Annotated in this window: 12 protein-coding genes, 1 tRNA gene and 1 CRISPR repeat array (1 of these 14 running past the window's edge); of the genes, 4 read left to right on the forward strand and 9 right to left on the reverse strand. The window is 56.8% G+C overall.

Going from position 1 to position 17,307, the window contains the following annotated elements:
- Positions 1-215: a CRISPR direct-repeat array (repeat unit 29 nt); it begins 2,926 nt to the left of the window's first position.
- A 158-nt stretch (positions 216-373) separates the two neighbouring features.
- Positions 374-1,126, reverse strand: a complete 753-nt coding sequence (locus AB8E48_RS00865; RefSeq protein ID WP_296545257.1) for a nicotinamide mononucleotide transporter — start codon at positions 1,124-1,126, stop codon at positions 374-376.
- A 491-nt stretch (positions 1,127-1,617) separates the two neighbouring features.
- Between AB8E48_RS00865 and AB8E48_RS00870 the strand changes: the two genes are divergently transcribed.
- From AB8E48_RS00870 to AB8E48_RS00885, 4 genes are all read left to right on the forward strand, one after another.
- Positions 1,618-2,700: an S-layer homology domain-containing protein gene (locus tag AB8E48_RS00870; protein ID WP_368885444.1), complete on the forward strand. Its 1,083-nt coding sequence runs from the start codon at positions 1,618-1,620 to the stop codon at positions 2,698-2,700.
- 376 nt (positions 2,701-3,076) lie between these two features.
- The gene (locus AB8E48_RS00875; protein WP_368885445.1) at positions 3,077-6,253 is read left to right on the forward strand and encodes a DUF5074 domain-containing protein; all 3,177 of its coding nucleotides are present in this window, start codon (positions 3,077-3,079) and stop codon (positions 6,251-6,253) included.
- A 579-nt stretch (positions 6,254-6,832) separates the two neighbouring features.
- Positions 6,833-9,025, forward strand: coding sequence for an LPXTG cell wall anchor domain-containing protein (locus tag AB8E48_RS00880; protein WP_368885446.1), 2,193 nt, complete (start codon positions 6,833-6,835; stop codon positions 9,023-9,025).
- 296 nt (positions 9,026-9,321) lie between these two features.
- A tRNA-Glu gene (locus AB8E48_RS00885) sits at positions 9,322-9,394 on the forward strand.
- A gap of 361 nt (positions 9,395-9,755) precedes the next feature.
- Here AB8E48_RS00885 and AB8E48_RS00890 read toward each other — a convergent pair.
- The 8 genes from AB8E48_RS00890 to AB8E48_RS00925 all read right to left on the reverse strand — a co-directional run bounded on the left by AB8E48_RS00890 (position 9,756) and on the right by AB8E48_RS00925 (position 17,121).
- Complete coding sequence (locus AB8E48_RS00890) at positions 9,756-10,604, reverse strand: DUF6318 family protein (protein ID WP_368885447.1); 849 nt, start codon at positions 10,602-10,604, stop codon at positions 9,756-9,758.
- A gap of 163 nt (positions 10,605-10,767) precedes the next feature.
- Complete coding sequence (locus tag AB8E48_RS00895) at positions 10,768-11,478, reverse strand: DUF6318 family protein (protein ID WP_368885448.1); 711 nt, start codon at positions 11,476-11,478, stop codon at positions 10,768-10,770.
- A 205-nt stretch (positions 11,479-11,683) separates the two neighbouring features.
- Positions 11,684-12,394, reverse strand: coding sequence for a DUF6318 family protein (locus AB8E48_RS00900; protein ID WP_368885449.1), 711 nt, complete (start codon positions 12,392-12,394; stop codon positions 11,684-11,686).
- Between the two features lie 199 nt (positions 12,395-12,593).
- Positions 12,594-13,355 (reverse strand): DUF6318 family protein, encoded by a 762-nt coding sequence (locus AB8E48_RS00905; RefSeq protein WP_368885450.1) that lies wholly within the window; start codon positions 13,353-13,355, stop codon positions 12,594-12,596.
- A gap of 105 nt (positions 13,356-13,460) precedes the next feature.
- Positions 13,461-14,264 carry a DUF6318 family protein gene (locus AB8E48_RS00910; protein WP_368885451.1) on the reverse strand — a complete coding sequence of 268 codons (804 nt, stop codon included), beginning with the start codon at positions 14,262-14,264 and terminating at the stop codon, positions 13,461-13,463.
- A 40-nt stretch (positions 14,265-14,304) separates the two neighbouring features.
- Positions 14,305-15,045 carry a DUF6318 family protein gene (locus AB8E48_RS00915; protein WP_368885452.1) on the reverse strand — a complete coding sequence of 247 codons (741 nt, stop codon included), beginning with the start codon at positions 15,043-15,045 and terminating at the stop codon, positions 14,305-14,307.
- Positions 15,046-15,306: 261 nt separating this feature from the next.
- A complete protein-coding gene (locus AB8E48_RS00920; RefSeq protein ID WP_368885453.1) occupies positions 15,307-16,071 on the reverse strand; it encodes a DUF6318 family protein in 765 nt (254 codons plus the stop codon).
- Between the two features lie 270 nt (positions 16,072-16,341).
- Entirely contained in the window at positions 16,342-17,121 is a 780-nt protein-coding gene (locus tag AB8E48_RS00925) for a DUF6318 family protein (RefSeq protein ID WP_368885454.1), read from the reverse strand.
- Between the last annotated feature and the right edge of the window lie 186 nt (positions 17,122-17,307).

The raw sequence follows: 17,307 nt of genomic DNA on the forward strand, positions 1-17,307 counted from the left end.
TGTGTTCTCCGCAGTAGCGGGGATGAGCCGAAGCGCTTGGAGATGCTGAGTGCGTTGATGGTGATGTTCCCCGCGCGAGCGGGGATGAGCCCTTGCACGACCACCTGGTGATTTCAAACCGCGTATGGTCCCCGCGCGAGCGGGGATGAGCCGACCATGCCGGCAAGGCCAATCATGACGTCCGCATTGTTCCCCGCAGTAGCGGGGATGAGCCCGTCTGCGTGGTCTCGGCAAAGCCCTTGCGGGTGTACTCCCCACACTCGCGGGGCATGGGTAAGGCCCCTCGACCCGCAGCAATAAGCTGCAGGTCGAGGGGCCTCCTCATGCATTAGCTGGTAGAAAGGTCAGCCCTAGAAAACTAGGGAACCACCCCTTACGCCACCGCCACGGTGCCCTTGGCTGCGGTGCCGCTTCGGGTCCACAGCAGGAGCGCTGCCACGCTGTTGATGATGTAGAAAATGTACTTGCCGACGTTCGCGAAGTTGCCCTGGGTCAGCGCCTTCACGCACTGCACGGTGTTGTACACGAACCAGAACTGCCACTGCATCGTCAACTTGAGCGCGTTCAAAATATTGGCTGACAGGGAGAGACCAAACACTACGGTCGTGATCCAGAACAGGAACGAGGTCTTGCCGCCGTAGCCAATGTAGTTCGCAGCCAGGGAGAACGCGAACGAGCCCACCACAATGCTGCTGATAATCAGCTGACCCTTAGCGCCGGTCGGCGGTTCCATTGCCTTGCCGCGTTCGGAGTTCTGCCACCTACGAATCGCGAAGGTGTACACGATGAACGTCACCGGGTAGGTGATGATTGCTGCCTTGTTGCCCAGAATGTAGTCAATCGCGCCAGACAGCGCCGTGTTAATAATGCCGAGCACGTTGCCGATGTTTGAGAGGCGGCCGGTCAGGCGGGTAGACATCATTGAAATACCCACGTTAATCACGGAGATCACGCCGAGGGGGATGAAGGCCGTGATCGGGCCCCAGTCGACGTATTTGTCGAGGCGGGTGCTCAGGTATCCTGATGCGACTGCGATGGTGATAACCAGTGCCACGCCGAAGAGGTCGGCGTACTTGGACTTGGCGAAAAAGAGGAGGGCCTTCTCAGAGAATTCCTTGGCCTCCATGGGTAACTCCTTTGTTGAGGATATAGAAACAGTGATAGGGTACCAATAACTATAACTCTTTGAAAAGGGTTTGAAACGGCGTGTCGCACATAAAACCGCAGAAGCCCACATATTCCACATCCCGGAACGCCTCGGCGTACAACAACCCGAAGTCACCCCATCAAAAACCCATACCAACTTCCGGCAAACCTTGCCAGATAACGCCCCTACCTCGCCGAACACCGAAAATGGGCGTAAAATCACCGCCGGTTCATCTTCGCTTTAACAGAAACCTTAAGGTACGCTAGATGACTGGGTCCAGGAATCATGCCGGTCTCACTCACCGCGCATCCGCCCGACAGACACCCGCACCCCGCACGCTGCGTCTCACTCACGCACGCCAGAGGGGGAGGGAACCCAACGTATCGGCCTCACTCACCGTTTACGCCGCTGTCCGCGCGTCCTGCCACCCGTAACTCACTCAACTCAAACAAGAACTGAATAGGACAATCATGCCCTTGCTTACCCATCGACTCTCACGACGATTCTTCGTAAAGGGTGCTTCCGCCGCCGCCGCTGCAGGCGCACTGACCCTGCAGGCACAGGCCGCTCAGGCAGACGAAGCACCCACCAACATTGCCGCCCCGGCAACCGAGGAAACTAAAGGCCCGCGCCTCGTCATTCAGCGCGCCACCATCACCGAAACCGGTATGACCGTCAACTACACCGCACACGGTCTGCGCGAATTCCTCACCGAAGGCACCACCCTGACCGTACGCCACGGCTACGTTCGTAACGACTCTTTCGAAACTCTGCGCTCCTGGCCGCTCACCCCCGAATTTGACGGTGACGCTGACAGTTTCAGCGGTAGCGACCAGTTCCCCATCGAGCTGATGCAGGGTGAGGGTGTCGATTACGCCCTGCAGCTGGATATTTGCTCCGACCCGTGGGGCCAGGAGATTACCCACCAGATTGCTGCACGCATCCCCGTGGCCGAGACCAAGATTCTGAAGACTTCTTTCGAAGACGTTCCGGATAACCACCCGTTCGCTGAGGATATCCGCATGGCGAACCAGAAGAAGTGGCTGATGCCAAACCCGCAGACTGGCGCGTTCGAGCCGGACCGCCCCGTGACCCGTGAGGAGCTTATTGCTCTGCTGAACCACGCTGCCGGCCACGCTGGCGTGAGTGAAAACTCTGAGGTTGCGCCCTTCGCGGATGCGGCAGGCCGCCCGACCGCGAACGCCCTGCACTGGGCTCGTGACCGCAAGATTACCGAGCCGCTCACCGGTGGCGACAAGATTGACCCGACCGCACCGGTTTCTCACGAAGAGCTGGCGGCTGTGCTGTTCCAGTACAACGCGGAGGTTCAGCTGACCGAAATGAACGAGGCTGCTGGTTCTCGTTTCCGCGACGTGCTCGGTGCCGGTACCCTGCACCGTTACGTTGCATGGGCTGGCGCGAACGACATCGTGCTCGACGCTTCGGGTATGTTCAAGCCGACCGCGCCGACTACTCGCGCGGAGCTGGCTCGTTTCATTCGCCGTTACAAGCTGCAGAACCTGCTGTTCACTGACTTCTCGTACGTTTCTTAAACCTCGTACGGCTCCTAAATTTAGCTAACCCCGGCACTGCGCGTGCCTGTTGGGGTTCGTGAACCCCCCCCGTCTTCTGGCTTTTGCTGGAGGCGGGGGTTTTGTTGTGCGGGTTTAGTGACAGGCTGTGCCTGTCATATGAAATTTTGCGTCATATATACCTGAAATCTTGCAAAAACCTGGAAGCTAAGTAAGTATTACCTAGAAGGTAAATTAATGATTGCCTTACTTAATACTGTGTGAAGGCTAGTTCACTCCTTGTGGGTGCACGAAACACCCGCCGTAAAGGCAGAAAAACACGGTGCCTCACCGCCCCCCCCGTAGGCGGGGGAGAGGCGCCCCTCCACACACCACCCACACGATAAAGGACATACATATGAACCTCGCTTCGAGCAAGGCATTCAAGGGCCTCGCCGTTGGATCGCTGGCACTGGCAATTTCAGGTGTTGCCACCATCCCCGCATCGTTCGCGGCAGACTCCACCCCGGCGGCAAGCCAGAGCACTGACGCTCGCACCATCACCGACAAGGCGATGGCAAAGATCACCCAGGGCTTGCCCGGCCAGTTCCAGGTCGCATACTCCAAGAAGACCAACAAGATTTGGGTTGCGGGCACCGCTGACCGCGACAAGCACGTCTCCACTATCGCTCGCATTGACGCGAATTCCCTGAAGATTGAGGCAGTCGCCGAGCTGCCCATCGTCAAGAACGACAAGGGCTACCAGTACGACGCGGCCTACGGCATCACCGTTGACGATGTGGACGGTACCGTCTGGGTTACCAACACCATCGATAACTCCATTTCTGTGTACGATCAGGCAACGATGCAGCAGGTTTGGACCACCGCAGGTATCGCAGAGACTGACCCGAACTGGATTGAGCACCCCCGCTCCGTTCTGGTCGACCACGAATCCGGCAAGGCGTTCGTGACCGGTCGCTTCTTCGTATCCGCTATCGACCTGAAGACCAAGCAGGTTGAGAAGATCCAGCTCGAGGGCGCACCCGACGGCGGTACCCGTTACGTCAGCATGAACATCCTGGTTGACGGCGGTAAGCTGTACGTTCCCGAGCGTACCGGCGGCAAGATTTTCGTCATCGACACCAAGACCTTCAAGGTGGAGAGCAGCTTCGACACCAAGGGCAACGCTGAGGGCGAGGTTCGCCCCTCTGACATCGCGATTGACCACTCCCAGAACGAAATTTACGTCTCCTCCCAGGGCGTGAAGGGCGTGAACTCTGGCGTGTCCATCTACGATGCGACCACCCACGAGTTCAAGAAGTTCATCCCGGTCGGCACCCAGGCACTCTCCCTGGACAACGACGAGGCGAACGACCTGGTGTACGTCTCCGACTTTGGCACCGGTAAGGTCGGCGTGATTGACGGCGGCGCAGCAGATAAGCTGATCGCAGAGGTCGCTATGAACGGCGGCAAGGCAAACGACCTGGTCGTACTGCCCAACGGCTCCGTAGTTGCTGTGGACAAGCAGGCTGGCGCAACCGCAACCGTACCCTACGTGCTCGACGGCACCACCGGCACCGTCAGCACCTCGGACAAGGTCACCAGCAAGCCCGGCAAGGACCGCCAGGGCAACGACGTACCCGCCAAGACCACCGACATTCAGGCGAACTCCATCCTGAAGTTCAAGGTCACCGCAACCGCAGGCGACAACTCCGAGGTCAAGCAGGTCACCCCTGAAACCCGCGAGTTCCAGGGCTACCCGGCAACCGCCACCAAGACCAAGGCAACTGACAACAACGCAACCACCCCCTCCACCGAGGCTCACCGCACCGTGGACGCAAACGGTAGCGTTGCGAACATCATTCAGGGTCTGCCCGGTCAGTTCCAGGTTGGTTACTCCAAGAAGAACCACAAGCTGTTCGTACCCACCGTGGGTGCGCGTGGCAACCTTGCTTCTTCCCTGGCACGCGTGGATGCAGACACCCTGCAGACCGAGGCATTCGCCGAGCTGCCCGTGAAGAAGAACGACAAGGGCCAGTACGGCTACACCTCCGCATACGGTGTGACCGTTGATGACGTGGACGGCACCGTCTGGGTCACCAACACCACCGACAACTCCGTGGCAGTATACGACCAGCAGACCCTCAAGCTCATCTGGACCAACGAGGGCGTGAAGAAAGACGACCCGAACTGGATCGAGCACCCCCGCTCCGTTTTGGTTGACCACGAGTCCGGCAAGGCGTTCGTGACCGGCCGCTTCTTCGTCTCCGCAATCGACCTGAAGACCAAGCAGGTTGAGAAGATTCAGCTCGAGGGCGCACCCGACGGCGGCACCCGCTACGTGAGCATGAACCTGTTCCTGGACGGCGGTAAGCTGTACGTTCCCGAGCGTACCGGCGGCAAGCTCTTCGTCGTGGATACCAAGACCTTCAAGGTTGAGAAGACCATCCAGACTCAGGGTGAGGATTCCAACGTTGAGGTTCGCCCCTCCGACGTTGCTGTGGACCACTCGCTGAATGAGATTTACGTTTCTTCTCAGGGCGTGAAGGGCGTTAACTCCGGTATCTCCGTGTACGACCTGAACACCGGTGCGTTCAAGAAGTTCGTCAAGTTCGGCACCCAGGCGCTCGCTCTGGAGCACGATGAGGACCGCGACCTGGTGTACGTTACCGACTTCGGTACCGGCAAGGTAGCTGTCTTCGACGGCCGTGCTGATGAGGTCATCGGCGAAGTCGAGATGAACGGCGCCGCAGCAAACGACGTGACCCTGCTCAAGGACGGCTCCGTGCTGGTCCTCGACAAGAAGGACCGCGACGAAAAGGTCACCCTGCCCTACGTGCTCAACGGCACCACCGGCGAGATCACCACCGCCAGCGAGTACACCACCCTGCCCACCAAGGACCGCCAGGGTAACGACGTTCCCGCATCGGTTCAGCAGCTGAAGGCTAACTCGATTCTGAAGTTCAAGGTTGGTCTGAAGGACACTGACGCGAGCGCAGCTCCGGTGGGTATCACCCCGACTTCGCTGCAGTTCGCTGGTTACCCGACGGTGACCGGTGTGAAGGCTGAGGAGTCGAAGCCGGCTGACCCGAAGCCTGCAGATCCGAAGCCTGCTGACCCGAAGCCTGCTGACCCGAAGCCTGCAGACCCGAAGCCTGCAGACCCGAAGCCTGCAGATCCGAAGCCTGCAGATCCGAAGGTAGAGGACAAGAAGGCTGAAGATAAGAAGTCTGAGGACGTTAAGTCTGAGAACACCGCAGACACTAAGGACCAGACCTCCAAGGACCAGGCTTCTCAGTCTGACTCCAAGTCTGACGCTAAGACCGGTGCACAGGATTCCAAGTCTGCTCCGGATGCTGTGAAGGCTGATAAGTCCGGTTCGGCTGTGAAGAACGGCGGTTCCTCCGCAGGCGGTTCCGATACTTTGGGCGGTGGCTCCTCGGTAGCTAAGAGCGACGCAGGCTCCTCGCAGGCTGGCTCCTCGCGTGGCGCTCTGGCGAACACCGGTGCTAACGCTGTGATGCCGCTGGTTGCTTTCGCTTCTGTGGCTCTGATTGCGGGTGCTGCTCTGGTGATGCGCCGCCGCAAGGCATAAAGCGTAGCGTTTAGCCCTCGGGCGTAACTGCTCGATATAACGCGTGAAAAGGCGGGTATTTTCTCTTTCGGATTCTTCGAATCTGGGGGAGGGGTACCCGCCTTTTGTGTGCCCGCTTGGGCTAATGCTGGGTAGGTGGTTTTAGGACATATTTATATATGTGCACTTGCCTGTAAAAATATAGGTTTTGAATGCCGAGAAAATGTGAAACCCGTGGTGAATCTCGCAAGTGCGCCTCACCTAAACTTTTACATTAATGTGTAAATATAAAAGCATCACAACACCCCTCGCGACCTGGGTTTTTGCCTGCAAGGGCAAGGAAAAACCCGGGAAACACCTCAACCTTCACGTGATACTGAAGGCGAATTAGGGGATCACTCACAAAAACACAAAACACACCCACGTTGCTGCTTGTATTTTCCTGAGAAAACACTGAGGATTAGAAGGTAGGTAAATTTATGCGTTACCTGCATTTCTGCTTTTCGTGCCGTCGAATATGTCACCGCGTATTCACGGGTGTCTCGTTAGCATTCGCATGCGGCATGTGAGCACTTCCGTTACACATTTGAAGGACACACATTGAACCTCACTCCCTCCTCGGGTAAAGCACTGAAGGGGCTCGCTGTCGGCTCCCTCGCGCTCGCAATCTCCGGCGCAGCCATGATTCCTGCCTCCTTCGCAGCACCGAACACCGCAAACCAGACCGCGACCACCAGCGCCTCGGTTCCTTCCACCGCATCGCTGAGCCGCGTTGTTGACACCTCCGCATCCGTCGCGCAGATTACCCAGGGTCTGCCCGGTCAGTACCAGGTTGCCTACTCTAAGGCGACCAACAAGATCTGGATGGTCGGCGTGGGTGCACGCGGCGACCTCGCCTCCACCATTGCTCGTGTCAACGCAGACACTCTTCAGATTGAAGAAGTAGCAGCGCTTCCTTTCGAGCTGGATAAGAACGGCGAATTTGGCTACATTTCCGCGTACGGCATCACTGTTGATGACGTGTCCGGCACCGTGTGGGTTACTAACACCACTGACAACTCCCTGTCTGTGTTCGATCAGAACACCATGGAGCAGATTTGGACTAACCACGGTATCGCCGAGAGCGACCCGAACTGGATTGAGCACCCCCGCTCCGTGCTGGTGGATCACAACTCCGGCAAGGTGTTCGTGACCGGCCGCTACTATGTGTCCGCAATCGACATGAAGACCTTCGAGGTAACCAAGCTGCAGCTGGAGGGCGCCCCCAACGGCGGTACCCGCTACGTCGGCATGAACATGACCATTGATGGCGACAAGCTGTACGTGCCTGAGCGCACCGGCGGTAAGGTCTTCGTCATCAACACTAAGACCTTCAAGACTGAGCAGGTTATCCAGACTCGCGGCGAGAACTCCTCCGTTGAGGTTCGTCCCTCTGACGTCACCATCGACCACTCCGAGAACGAAATTTACGTCTCCTCCCAGGGTGTTGACGGCGTGAACTCCGGTATCTCTGTCTACGACCTGAGCACCGGCGCGTTCAAGAAGTTCGTTAAGTTCGGTACCCAGGCGCTGTCCATGGAGAACGATGAGGGCCGCGATCTGGTGTATGTGACCGACTTCGGCACCGGCAAGATCGCCATCTTCGACGCTAAGACCGACCGCGTCATCGGTGAGGTTGAGATGAACGGTGGTAAGGCTAACGACCTGACTGTCACCGCGGACGGCTCCGTCATTGCAGTGGACAAGCAGGACATTGCTAACACCACCGCGGCGGTACCTTATGTGCTGAATTCGAAGACCGGTGACGGCTCCATGACCGACACCTACACCTCCAAGGCGACCGTGGACCGTAACGGCAAGGCTGTTCCTTCCTCGCAGCAGAAGCTGGTGCCGAACTCCATCGTGAAGTTCTATGCTGAGGTTTCCGAGGGTGAGTTCACCTCCACCGCGACCATTAACCCCGCTAAGGTTCCCTTCCAGGGCTACCCGAAGCAGGCTACCGCAGTGCTGATCGACCCCACCCTGAACTTCGCTGAGGGCACCGTCGACATCACCCGCCCTTACACCTTCCACGTGTCCGGCTACGACTTTGAGAAGCCCCCGGCCGAAGGTGTTCGCCTGTTCCTCGTCAAGGAAGGCGAATGGTCGATGGGCTTCGACAAGCTGACCGATAGTGAACTGGCAAGCATCCAGAAGGTGTCCACCATCGTTCCGGCGAGCGCGTTCGTCTACAACGCACGCACCGGCAAGTACTCCTTCGACGCGACCCTGCGTGTTCCCGCGAATACCATGCAGTACAGCCAGGGCTACCTGCTCGGTACCGTCACCGCTGGTTCTGATGTGGCTACCAACCGCAATTATGATTCGGCTGTTTCGCTGATCGTCAACGATGCGAAGGACGCTGGCAACGCAGATAACCGCGATGAGGCTGACGAGCCGGCATTCCCTGCCAACGTCTCGGCATCGCCTTCCGCATCTGCTGCAGTAGCGGAGAAGCCGGCGGCTGATCAGCCCAAGGGTGAACAGCCGAAGGGTGAGGAAGCTAACGACCAGCTGGGAACCACCGCGAAGACCGCGCCGCTGAAGAACTCTTCTTCGGTGAAGTCGGAGTCCCAGCCTAAGGGCTCTAGCTCCGATGCTCAGGTGAGCGCTTCGGCTACCAAGTCTGCGCCTCAGAGCAAGGGCTCGCTGGCTAAGACCGGTGCTCAGAATGTTCTGAGCCTGGCTGCTGTCGGTGCGTTCGCGCTGATTGCCGGTGCCGCTGTGATGGTGCTTCGCCGCCGTAAGGCATAGTTTCTTGCTCTAGTTTGAGCGGATGCGCCCCGTACACTGTGCGGGGCGCATTTTTGTGCCTTGATGTCGTTGTATTTGAATGAGACGGGCACGGGTGCGGAGGCGGGCGCGGCAGGTACTGGGTAGCTGCCGGGGGAGTGTCTGGTGTAGCTGGAAAAGAGCCTATGCTGAGCGCCTTGCACTCAGTGTAAAATATGTGACCTATTTCACCACTTTTCGATTTGGTTGTTTCCGGGAACCTCTGTATAGTTATATGTGTTGCCAGGGAGACCTGGTAAAAGAGATGTAAATCTCACGGCCCCATCGTATAGCGGCCTAGTACTCCGCCCTCTCACGGCGGCAACACCGGTTCAAATCCGGTTGGGGTCACACTAGGAAAAAGCCTTGATTCTTCGGAATCAAGGCTTTTTTGTTTATGGCTGTATATGTCGGTAAACCTTTTAGATTCTATGGTGCCGCCGTGAGCCTCTCACGGCGCCGCTCCTTACGTCGCGGCACTGCGGGGCATGATGGAATCCCTCGCGCGCTCGGCATCATGCCCCTCCGTCACCGGGTCGCATCCGGTTGGGGTCACACTAGGAAAAAGCCTGGTTTCTTCGGAAACCAGGCTTTTTGTTTATCTGATTAAAGAATAAAAGCGAGAAGCTACATGTGTTTCAAACACATGTAGCTTCTCGGCAGTATAGGGGGAGCAGAAAACTACCCTCCGGAGTCTACAGTGCCTTCTGGTCTACTGTGCCGACGCCTCAGCAGAAGCAGTAGTCGCCTCCGCCGAACCTGCAGCAGTCGCCTCAGCAGAAGCACTCGGGCTCAGTGACGGAACCGGCGAAGCGGACGCAGTACCCGGAGCACGGCGCACCATACGCCAAGTACCGTCCTGGTAGTGTGCCACAATCTGACCAGCCACCGGCTTACCCGGGTACTTGAACACCTCGGTCAGCGGCTGCACACGATCGTTGGTCTTGCTGTACACGCCAGCACCCTCAGTACCATCAATCACCATCTCGGTTGCCCAAGTGTAGTAGCCGGTGCGGGTGTCCTTAGTCGGGCGGTCAGCGGTTAGCGACAGAACCATCGGACGCTCCGAACCAATAACCCAGCCGGTCTCCGAAGCGTACATGCTCTGGAAGAACTCAGCCACAGTCGAGTAATCGCCGGTGTGGTCAATGTTCGTGAAGCGGGTGCCGTCACCGGTCAGCAGCAGGTAGTTCAGGGTAGCCTGCCAGTACGCAATGAACGCGTGCAGACCCTCAACAGTGTTCTCACGCAGCTTCGCCGGCTCCACGGGGATTGCGACGTTCGCTGCCTTGTGCTCCTTGGTACCGGGTTCAAAAGTGCCGGTGGAGGAATAGTCAGCAAGAACGACCTCACCCTTCATGCTGGGGCCAGGCTCAACAGTGGTGGTTGCCTCCGCAGTGGGGGATGCAGACGGGGTAGCGCTTGCGGTCGAAGACTCGGTAGCGGATGCGCTCGCGGTTGCCGAAGACTCGGAAGACTTCGAGGAGCAAGCTGCAAGAAGTGCGGCGGTGCCCAGGCCCAGTGCGGTCAGGGCAGTGCGGCGGGTATACATGGTAGACATGGGGCTCTTTCTGAGGTGAATAAAGTATGTGCCGGTATTGAACTAATTCCAGAATATCGCAGGGGAGCGGCCAGCCCAATGTTGTGCGTGCCTCCATAACCGTAACAGCGGCGGGAGATGACGAAAAACACGGGACACTGTGAGGTAGTAACATCATTGCTTTCTAAGCCGGAGAAGAACTGCTTGTCGTAGGCTGGATCGAATTTGCTACGTTGCTTCCTCCAGCAGGGCCGACTGTCCAAGCACCATTTTGGTACACCAGCTCGAACATGATTTTGCGGGGACCATCTGGGTCATTTGTGTAGGCCAGCGAAATCTCCAAACCCTGGGCCGTGGTGTGGACTACAGCCCTATTATGCATGTAGGTTGTAGCTTCCCAGTGGTAGCGGTCTTCGTCAATCTTTCGAGGAGATTCTTCGGTCAGTTGGTATAGGCAGGGTGTTTCGGTGCCGTATAGCCAGCCGCTACCTTCTGAATACATTTTTACGTATGCCTTCTTCATCTTTTCCCAGTATTGGTCTACGGTTGCGTCTACGCTCTTGAGAGGCTCAATATCCCCAGAAATCATGAGATAGTTCTGGGAAGCCATCCAGTATCCCAAAGCTGCGTACATGCCGCCCTTAGTCTTGTTACTCATGTTTGCAGGGCGCAGGGGTTTGCGCGGATTCTCGGCTTTCTTCTCATGGGTCGCCGGAATATAAGTTCCTCGCGACTCGTAGTTGTTAAACTTCAGCTCACCCTTGTAAACGCGCTGAGCATCAAGTATGCTCGGGTCGCTGAGCGGGCGGACATCGCTGGCGCAGGCGGTCAAAGAGGCGAGCGCGGCGGTGGCGGCGATGCCGAAGGCGGCGCGTCGGGTCACGAAGGTAGACATAAGGTACCCTTCAATAGATTATCGGTGTATCTATTTCAGGGTACCTTAGTGCATTTGGGTATGTTTATGATTTTTTAGGTGTCAAACCTGGGAAAATGCTACAAAAGCTACGTTAGCTAACGAAAAGTACTGTTTACTAGGGGAAAAGCCATTATCTTCCGATGCAGCCGTTTCCCGCGCCGGTATCGTGCCGCGCCGCCGCATCCTATACGTTGAGGCCAGAACCGCTTCCACTCGAGGATCCGGGAGAAGTCGTTGAGGAACTCTTCGTCTCAACGGTGACTGCCCACGCGCTATACCGGTATTCCACCACAAAAGTGACCTCATCGTCGCTGGAGTCACCGCTCGTATCTGCAATATGAATATCCCTGTCCTCGGGCACATAATGGAGAACAGCATCCTTATGGCTACGGGCAACACCCTTCCAGCGGTACTGCTCATCGTTAACCTTCTGCGGGGTCTCTTCGGTCAGCTCAACCAAGAGCGGCGTCTCGGTGCCGTACATCCACCCCTCATTCTTCGCGTACAACACTACGTATGACTCCATCTTCTGCACGTAGATGACGTCCATATCCACGGCCTTGAGTGGCGTATCGTCGCCGGTAACCGTCAGATAGTTCACGGACGCGACCCAGTAGCCTATAGCTGCGTACATGCCCGAGGTCGTCTTCGATTTCATATTCTCGGGCGGAACGGGCATGGGCGGGTTCTCCGCTTTCTTCGAGGCGCTTGCGGGGCGGTACGTTCCGGTGGACTTGTAGCTATTGAACTTCAAGTCACCCTTGTAGGGGCCCATCGGGTCAACCACGCTCGGGTCCTCCAGTGGGCGAATATCGCTGGCGCAGGCGGTCAGGGAGGCGAGCGCAGCAGTAGCGGCAACACCCAGGGCGGTGCGTCGGGTAACGAAGGTAGGCATGGGAACCCCTCAATAGTTTGTTCTGTACTTTTAAGCGTACCCGAAGGAACTGACACATGTTCAAAGCCCGCTCATGGTCGCATAGGCGAACGCTCCTACGTGACCTCAAGCAAGTCAAGCAGGAAAAAAGGGAAGCTCCCGTGTGCAGCCATGACTGCACACGGGAGCTTCCCTCACCATAAGCGACTAGGAACGCGTATTAGGCGCTAGCGCTGCTCTTCTCGGACGAGGAAGCATCAGCTGTCTCATCATCGAGCATGTACCACGCGCCGTCCTTGTAGTCCAACGCAAAGTTGGTCGCCTCACTCTTGGTAGAGCCCTCCACCAAGGGAATAGGATCCTGACCCTCAACGTGGACCTTCGCGTTGGAATCATAGATGATGCGTCCGAGCCAATCGTAGCGGTTGGGGCCGCCAGCAACCTTCTTCGGGGCGTCGGTCAGAAGCTGAACGGTAACCGGTGCCTCCGTGTCGTACACCCAGCCCTTGCCGGAAGAGTAGATAAGAACAGCATTGTTGCCCTCGTTCGCAAAGTGGCCTTCAGCGTCAGCCTTCTTGAGCGGCTCGTAATCGCCCGTCATGAACATGTAATTGAAGCTTGCCACCCAGTAGCAGAGGAAATCATACATGCCCTCAACGGTCGCCTCGTTCATCTTTTCCGGAACAACGGGCTTGGGCACGTTCTGCGCCTTCTGAGTGTTGCTTGCCGGAACGTACTCGCCGTTCTTCTCGTACTTATCGAGCTTCACCGTGCCCTTATACGACTTCTTAGCGGAAGTAGTCGCAGATGCCGAGGCGGATGCGCTCGCAGACTCGGAAGCGCTTGCCGAAGGCGAAGCCTCACCGGAGGTGGAGCTATCAGCCAGCGGGCGGATATCGCTAGCGCAGGCAGCCAGCGCCACAGCCGCGCCGGCACCGGTAGCAGCCGCTAGTGCGGCACGTCGAGAAAGGAAAGTTGCCATGAAAAATCCTTAGGTGATATGTAGGGGAGGGAGCGAGTCCCTAGATTTTATGGGCCTGTGAGCGAAGTATATCCTCGCCGCTAAGACGAACGTTGCAACGATGCTTTAGAAGTTATCAGAGTTTGCCTTATCGGATGCTTTAGCGCTTGGGCTCGCCGTGCTTTGGCCGCGTACCTTGGTGGGGTAAGTGAACCATTTGCCATCCTGATACGACAATTTCAGGTCGGAAAGCTCAGGCTCCATGGAAGTGTTCTGGTACATAGGCCTGTTTCCCTTACCCTCAACATGCATCATCGCCTTAGAATCCTTGGACAGCGTGATACGCCAGTAATAGAGAGGCTCGCTGCCTTCCGCCTTTACAGGTTGCGGGGTCATCATCTCAACCTGGAGCGCATGCTCCGAACCGTAAAACCACCCCTCATTGGACTCGTAAAAACTCACGTAATCTTTGAAAGCCGTAACGTCCCTGCCGGAGGGGTCAGCTTCCTTCAAGGGCTCATTGTCACCGGTGAGCACCAGATAGTTGACGCTGGCAAGCCAAAAACTAAAGGCAGAGTATGCGCCATCAATGCTGTTCTCATGCATATTTGCCGGCGGGCGGGGCTTAGGCACGTTCTGCGCCTTATGCGTCTCATCCGCGGGGACGTACTCGCCCTTCTTCTCATAGTTATCGAACTTTACCGGCCCCAGATAAGACTTCTCAGAAGAACCACCCGCAGAGGCAGAAGAGCTAGCGGAGGCAGAGGGGCTAGCAGAGGCGCTAGAACTTGCTGAAGAGGAAGCCTCCCCAGAAGCAGACGGGGAGCTATCCGCCAGCGGGCGAATATCACTGGAGCAGGCGCTCAGCATCGTAATAGCGCCCGCACCGGCAGCTAGTAGGGCTGCACGTCGAGAAAGGAAAGTCGTCATCAGAAATCCTTAAATAGTGCGTATCAGAAGATGAGGAAAACTAGCTGTTGTTGTCCAGAAGCATGCGCCACATGCCTTCCTTGTACTCCATGATGAACTTTGTCGTGCGAGGAATCGTCTTTTCTTCCTCAACGATAGTCGCATCAGGCTCACCCTCAATGTGGTACTTAGCGGCAGCGTCATACGCGACGGTCACAAGCCACTCGTAACGGTCCGGCTTATTAGCAACCGGCTGAAGCTCATTCTCCGCAATCTCAATCTTGTACGGCTGATCCGAACCGTAAATCCAACCCAGACCCGACTCATAGAGCTTAATCATGGTCCGAGAGTTCCTCAAAAAAGCCTTCGCCGGGTCCGCCTTCATCAGCGGCTCAACATCGCCGGTCAGAATCAGGTAATTCTGGGAAGCAAGCCAATAACCCATCAGAGCGTAAGCACCCTCGGGGCTGTTCTCCTTCATCTTCTCCGGAATCAGAGGCTTCGGCACGTTCTGCGCCGGCGCATCCGCAGTCGCAGGGATGTAGGTGCCGTTCCGCTCGTAGTTATTGAACTTAATCGGACCAACATACGAGCCGGGAGTGTGATCATCGGTCGGAGAAGGCGACGCAGAGGTGCTCGCAGAAGAGGAAGCCGCACTAGAAGCAGCATCAGAAGCCGAACCAGAGGAACCGGTGGAACTCTGCGACAGCGGGCGAATATCGCTAGCGCACGCAGTCAGCGCCGCAAGGATGCCGGTCGCACCCACGCCCAGGAGAGTACGTCGAGTGAAGAAGGTAGTCATCGGAAGCCCTTCGTAGGAGCCAATACAGAGCAGATAAAAACACCGTGCGCCAGAGCAGGCGTAGACGCCCTGTAAAGACCTATCAGTACGTCAATGTATACACCTTTAAGGTTACCCGAGAGCCACCACCTAGCCCCGCGACCACCTCAAGTGTTCAGAAAATTAAGACCCCACACCCAGCGTTTTACCAGGTGCGGGGTCTTACCGCATAAGAAATCACTACGAGAGCGAGCCCTCTGCAAGGCGGTAACTAGGCGGTAGCTAAGCGGCGCTCGACAGCTCCCACTTGCCGTCCTTGTACTCCAGACGGAACCTCGCCACCTTCTTCTTCGACTCATCAGCGCTCGTCGCCTTCTCAGGCTGACCCTCATAATGCCGCATCATCTTCGGGTCCATATAGGAATAGCCTTCCCAAATAAAGCGGGTATTGTCGCTACCCGGCACCTCACGAGGAGCATCCGTCAGTAGCTCAACAATATACGGAGTTTCTGTACCGTACACCCAACCCAAACCCGACGCATACAGTTTCAGCGTGCCAGGATACTTCTCTATGCCGTAGCCATCATGGTAAACAACCTCAATCGGTCCAGGGTCACCCGTCATCATCAAATAGTTCAAGCTAGCAAGCCAGAAACTCAAGAAAGCATATGCACCATCAACGCTGTGCTCCTTCATATTCGCCGGAGGAACAGGCTTCGGCATATTCTCAGCCTTATGCGTAACACTCGCCGGAACGTACTCGCCGGTCTTCTCGTAGCTATCGAACTTCATCGGACCCTTATAGGACTTACCTGAAGACGGAAGACCCGAAGCAGCAGAAGCACTCGCAGACGCTGAAACAGAAGGAGAAGCCGAAGCACTTGCAGAAGCAGACGCAGTTTCGGAGGCGGTCGCCGCCTCCGACGGAGAAGCCGAGCCGGTACCACCAGCCAACGGGCGAATATCACTAGCGCACGCAGTCAACGCAGAGAGCGTACCCGCAACAGCAATACCCAAGGCGGTACGTCGAGTGAAGAAAGTAGTCATCAGAAGTCCTTCGTCGGATTCTTCACCCACAAAGCCGTCGGTACGGGGCTCACAACCTGCAGGCAAAGACCACATGTAGTACGTCAATGTATATACGTTAAGCGTACCCGAGGCACCCTCCGCCAACTCAGAACATTTGTTGAGTTTCCCCCTGGGTGTTCCCTGGGTTTCCGCAGAGTTCTGGCAGCGTTTCGGCAAAAAGAAACCCCCGCCCACGGTGCATTACCGCAGGCGGGGGAGAAGCCTATTCACGCTGTCAAAGACAACGGCCTAGACAGACGAAGAGCTACCAGAAGAAGCAGATGCAGAAGAGCCCTCATCGCCGGTAAGCATAAACCACTTACCGTCCTTGTACTCCACAGCAGCCTTCATCAGCTTGCCGTTCGGACTAGAAGACGTCTTAAAAGGTAGGTCAGACTTGCCCTCACGATGAATCTTTGCATCGGCACTGTAGTTCATGTAGCCCGGCCAGTTGTAACGGGTACTGCTACCGGAAGCCTTCTGCGGTGAACTACTAATCAACTCCATAGTAACCGGGGTGTCCGTACCGTACATCCAACCCAGATTACTCTCGTACATCAACGTAAATTCCTGCAGGCTCTTCGCATACACATCTGCAGGGTCAGCCTTCTTCATCGGCTCAGCATCACCGGTCATCAGCACATAGTTGAAGCTCGCCAGCCAGTAGCCAATGAACGCATACATGCCGTCAACACTCTGCTCGTTCATGTTCGCCGGAACGAGAGGCTTGGGCACATTCTGTGCCTTCTTCTCAGCCGTGGCAGGAATGTACTCACCCTTCTTCTCGAAGTTATCGAACTTCACAAGGCCCTTATAGGACTTGTCGGAAGAGGAAGACGAAGCCGATGTTGAGGCGCTCGCGGATGCGCTTTCGGACGCACTCGCTGAAGCCTCACCGGAGGGGGAACTATCAGCCAGCGGACGGATATCGCTAGAGCACGCAGTCAATGCCGCCAGTACGCCGGCACCGGTAGCACCCAACGCCACGCGACGGCTCACACCAGCAGAGACGGGGGAAGGGCTCATCATTATCAGCCTTTCAAAAGAAGTCAGCAAAGGAAATTGAGTGAGTTGACACCCCCATCATACCGGCAAAAACGCAGATACCCATTAACGGTCGTCATATGGTGCCGATGACATAGCAACCTCACGCCGCTGCGAAGCATTACCGAGTTCCGGCAAAAAGAAACCCCGCCCACGGTGCGTTACCGCGGG

The sequence above is a fragment of the Rothia mucilaginosa genome, assembly GCF_964211445.1.
GTDB lineage: Bacteria > Actinomycetota > Actinomycetes > Actinomycetales > Micrococcaceae > Rothia > Rothia mucilaginosa_E.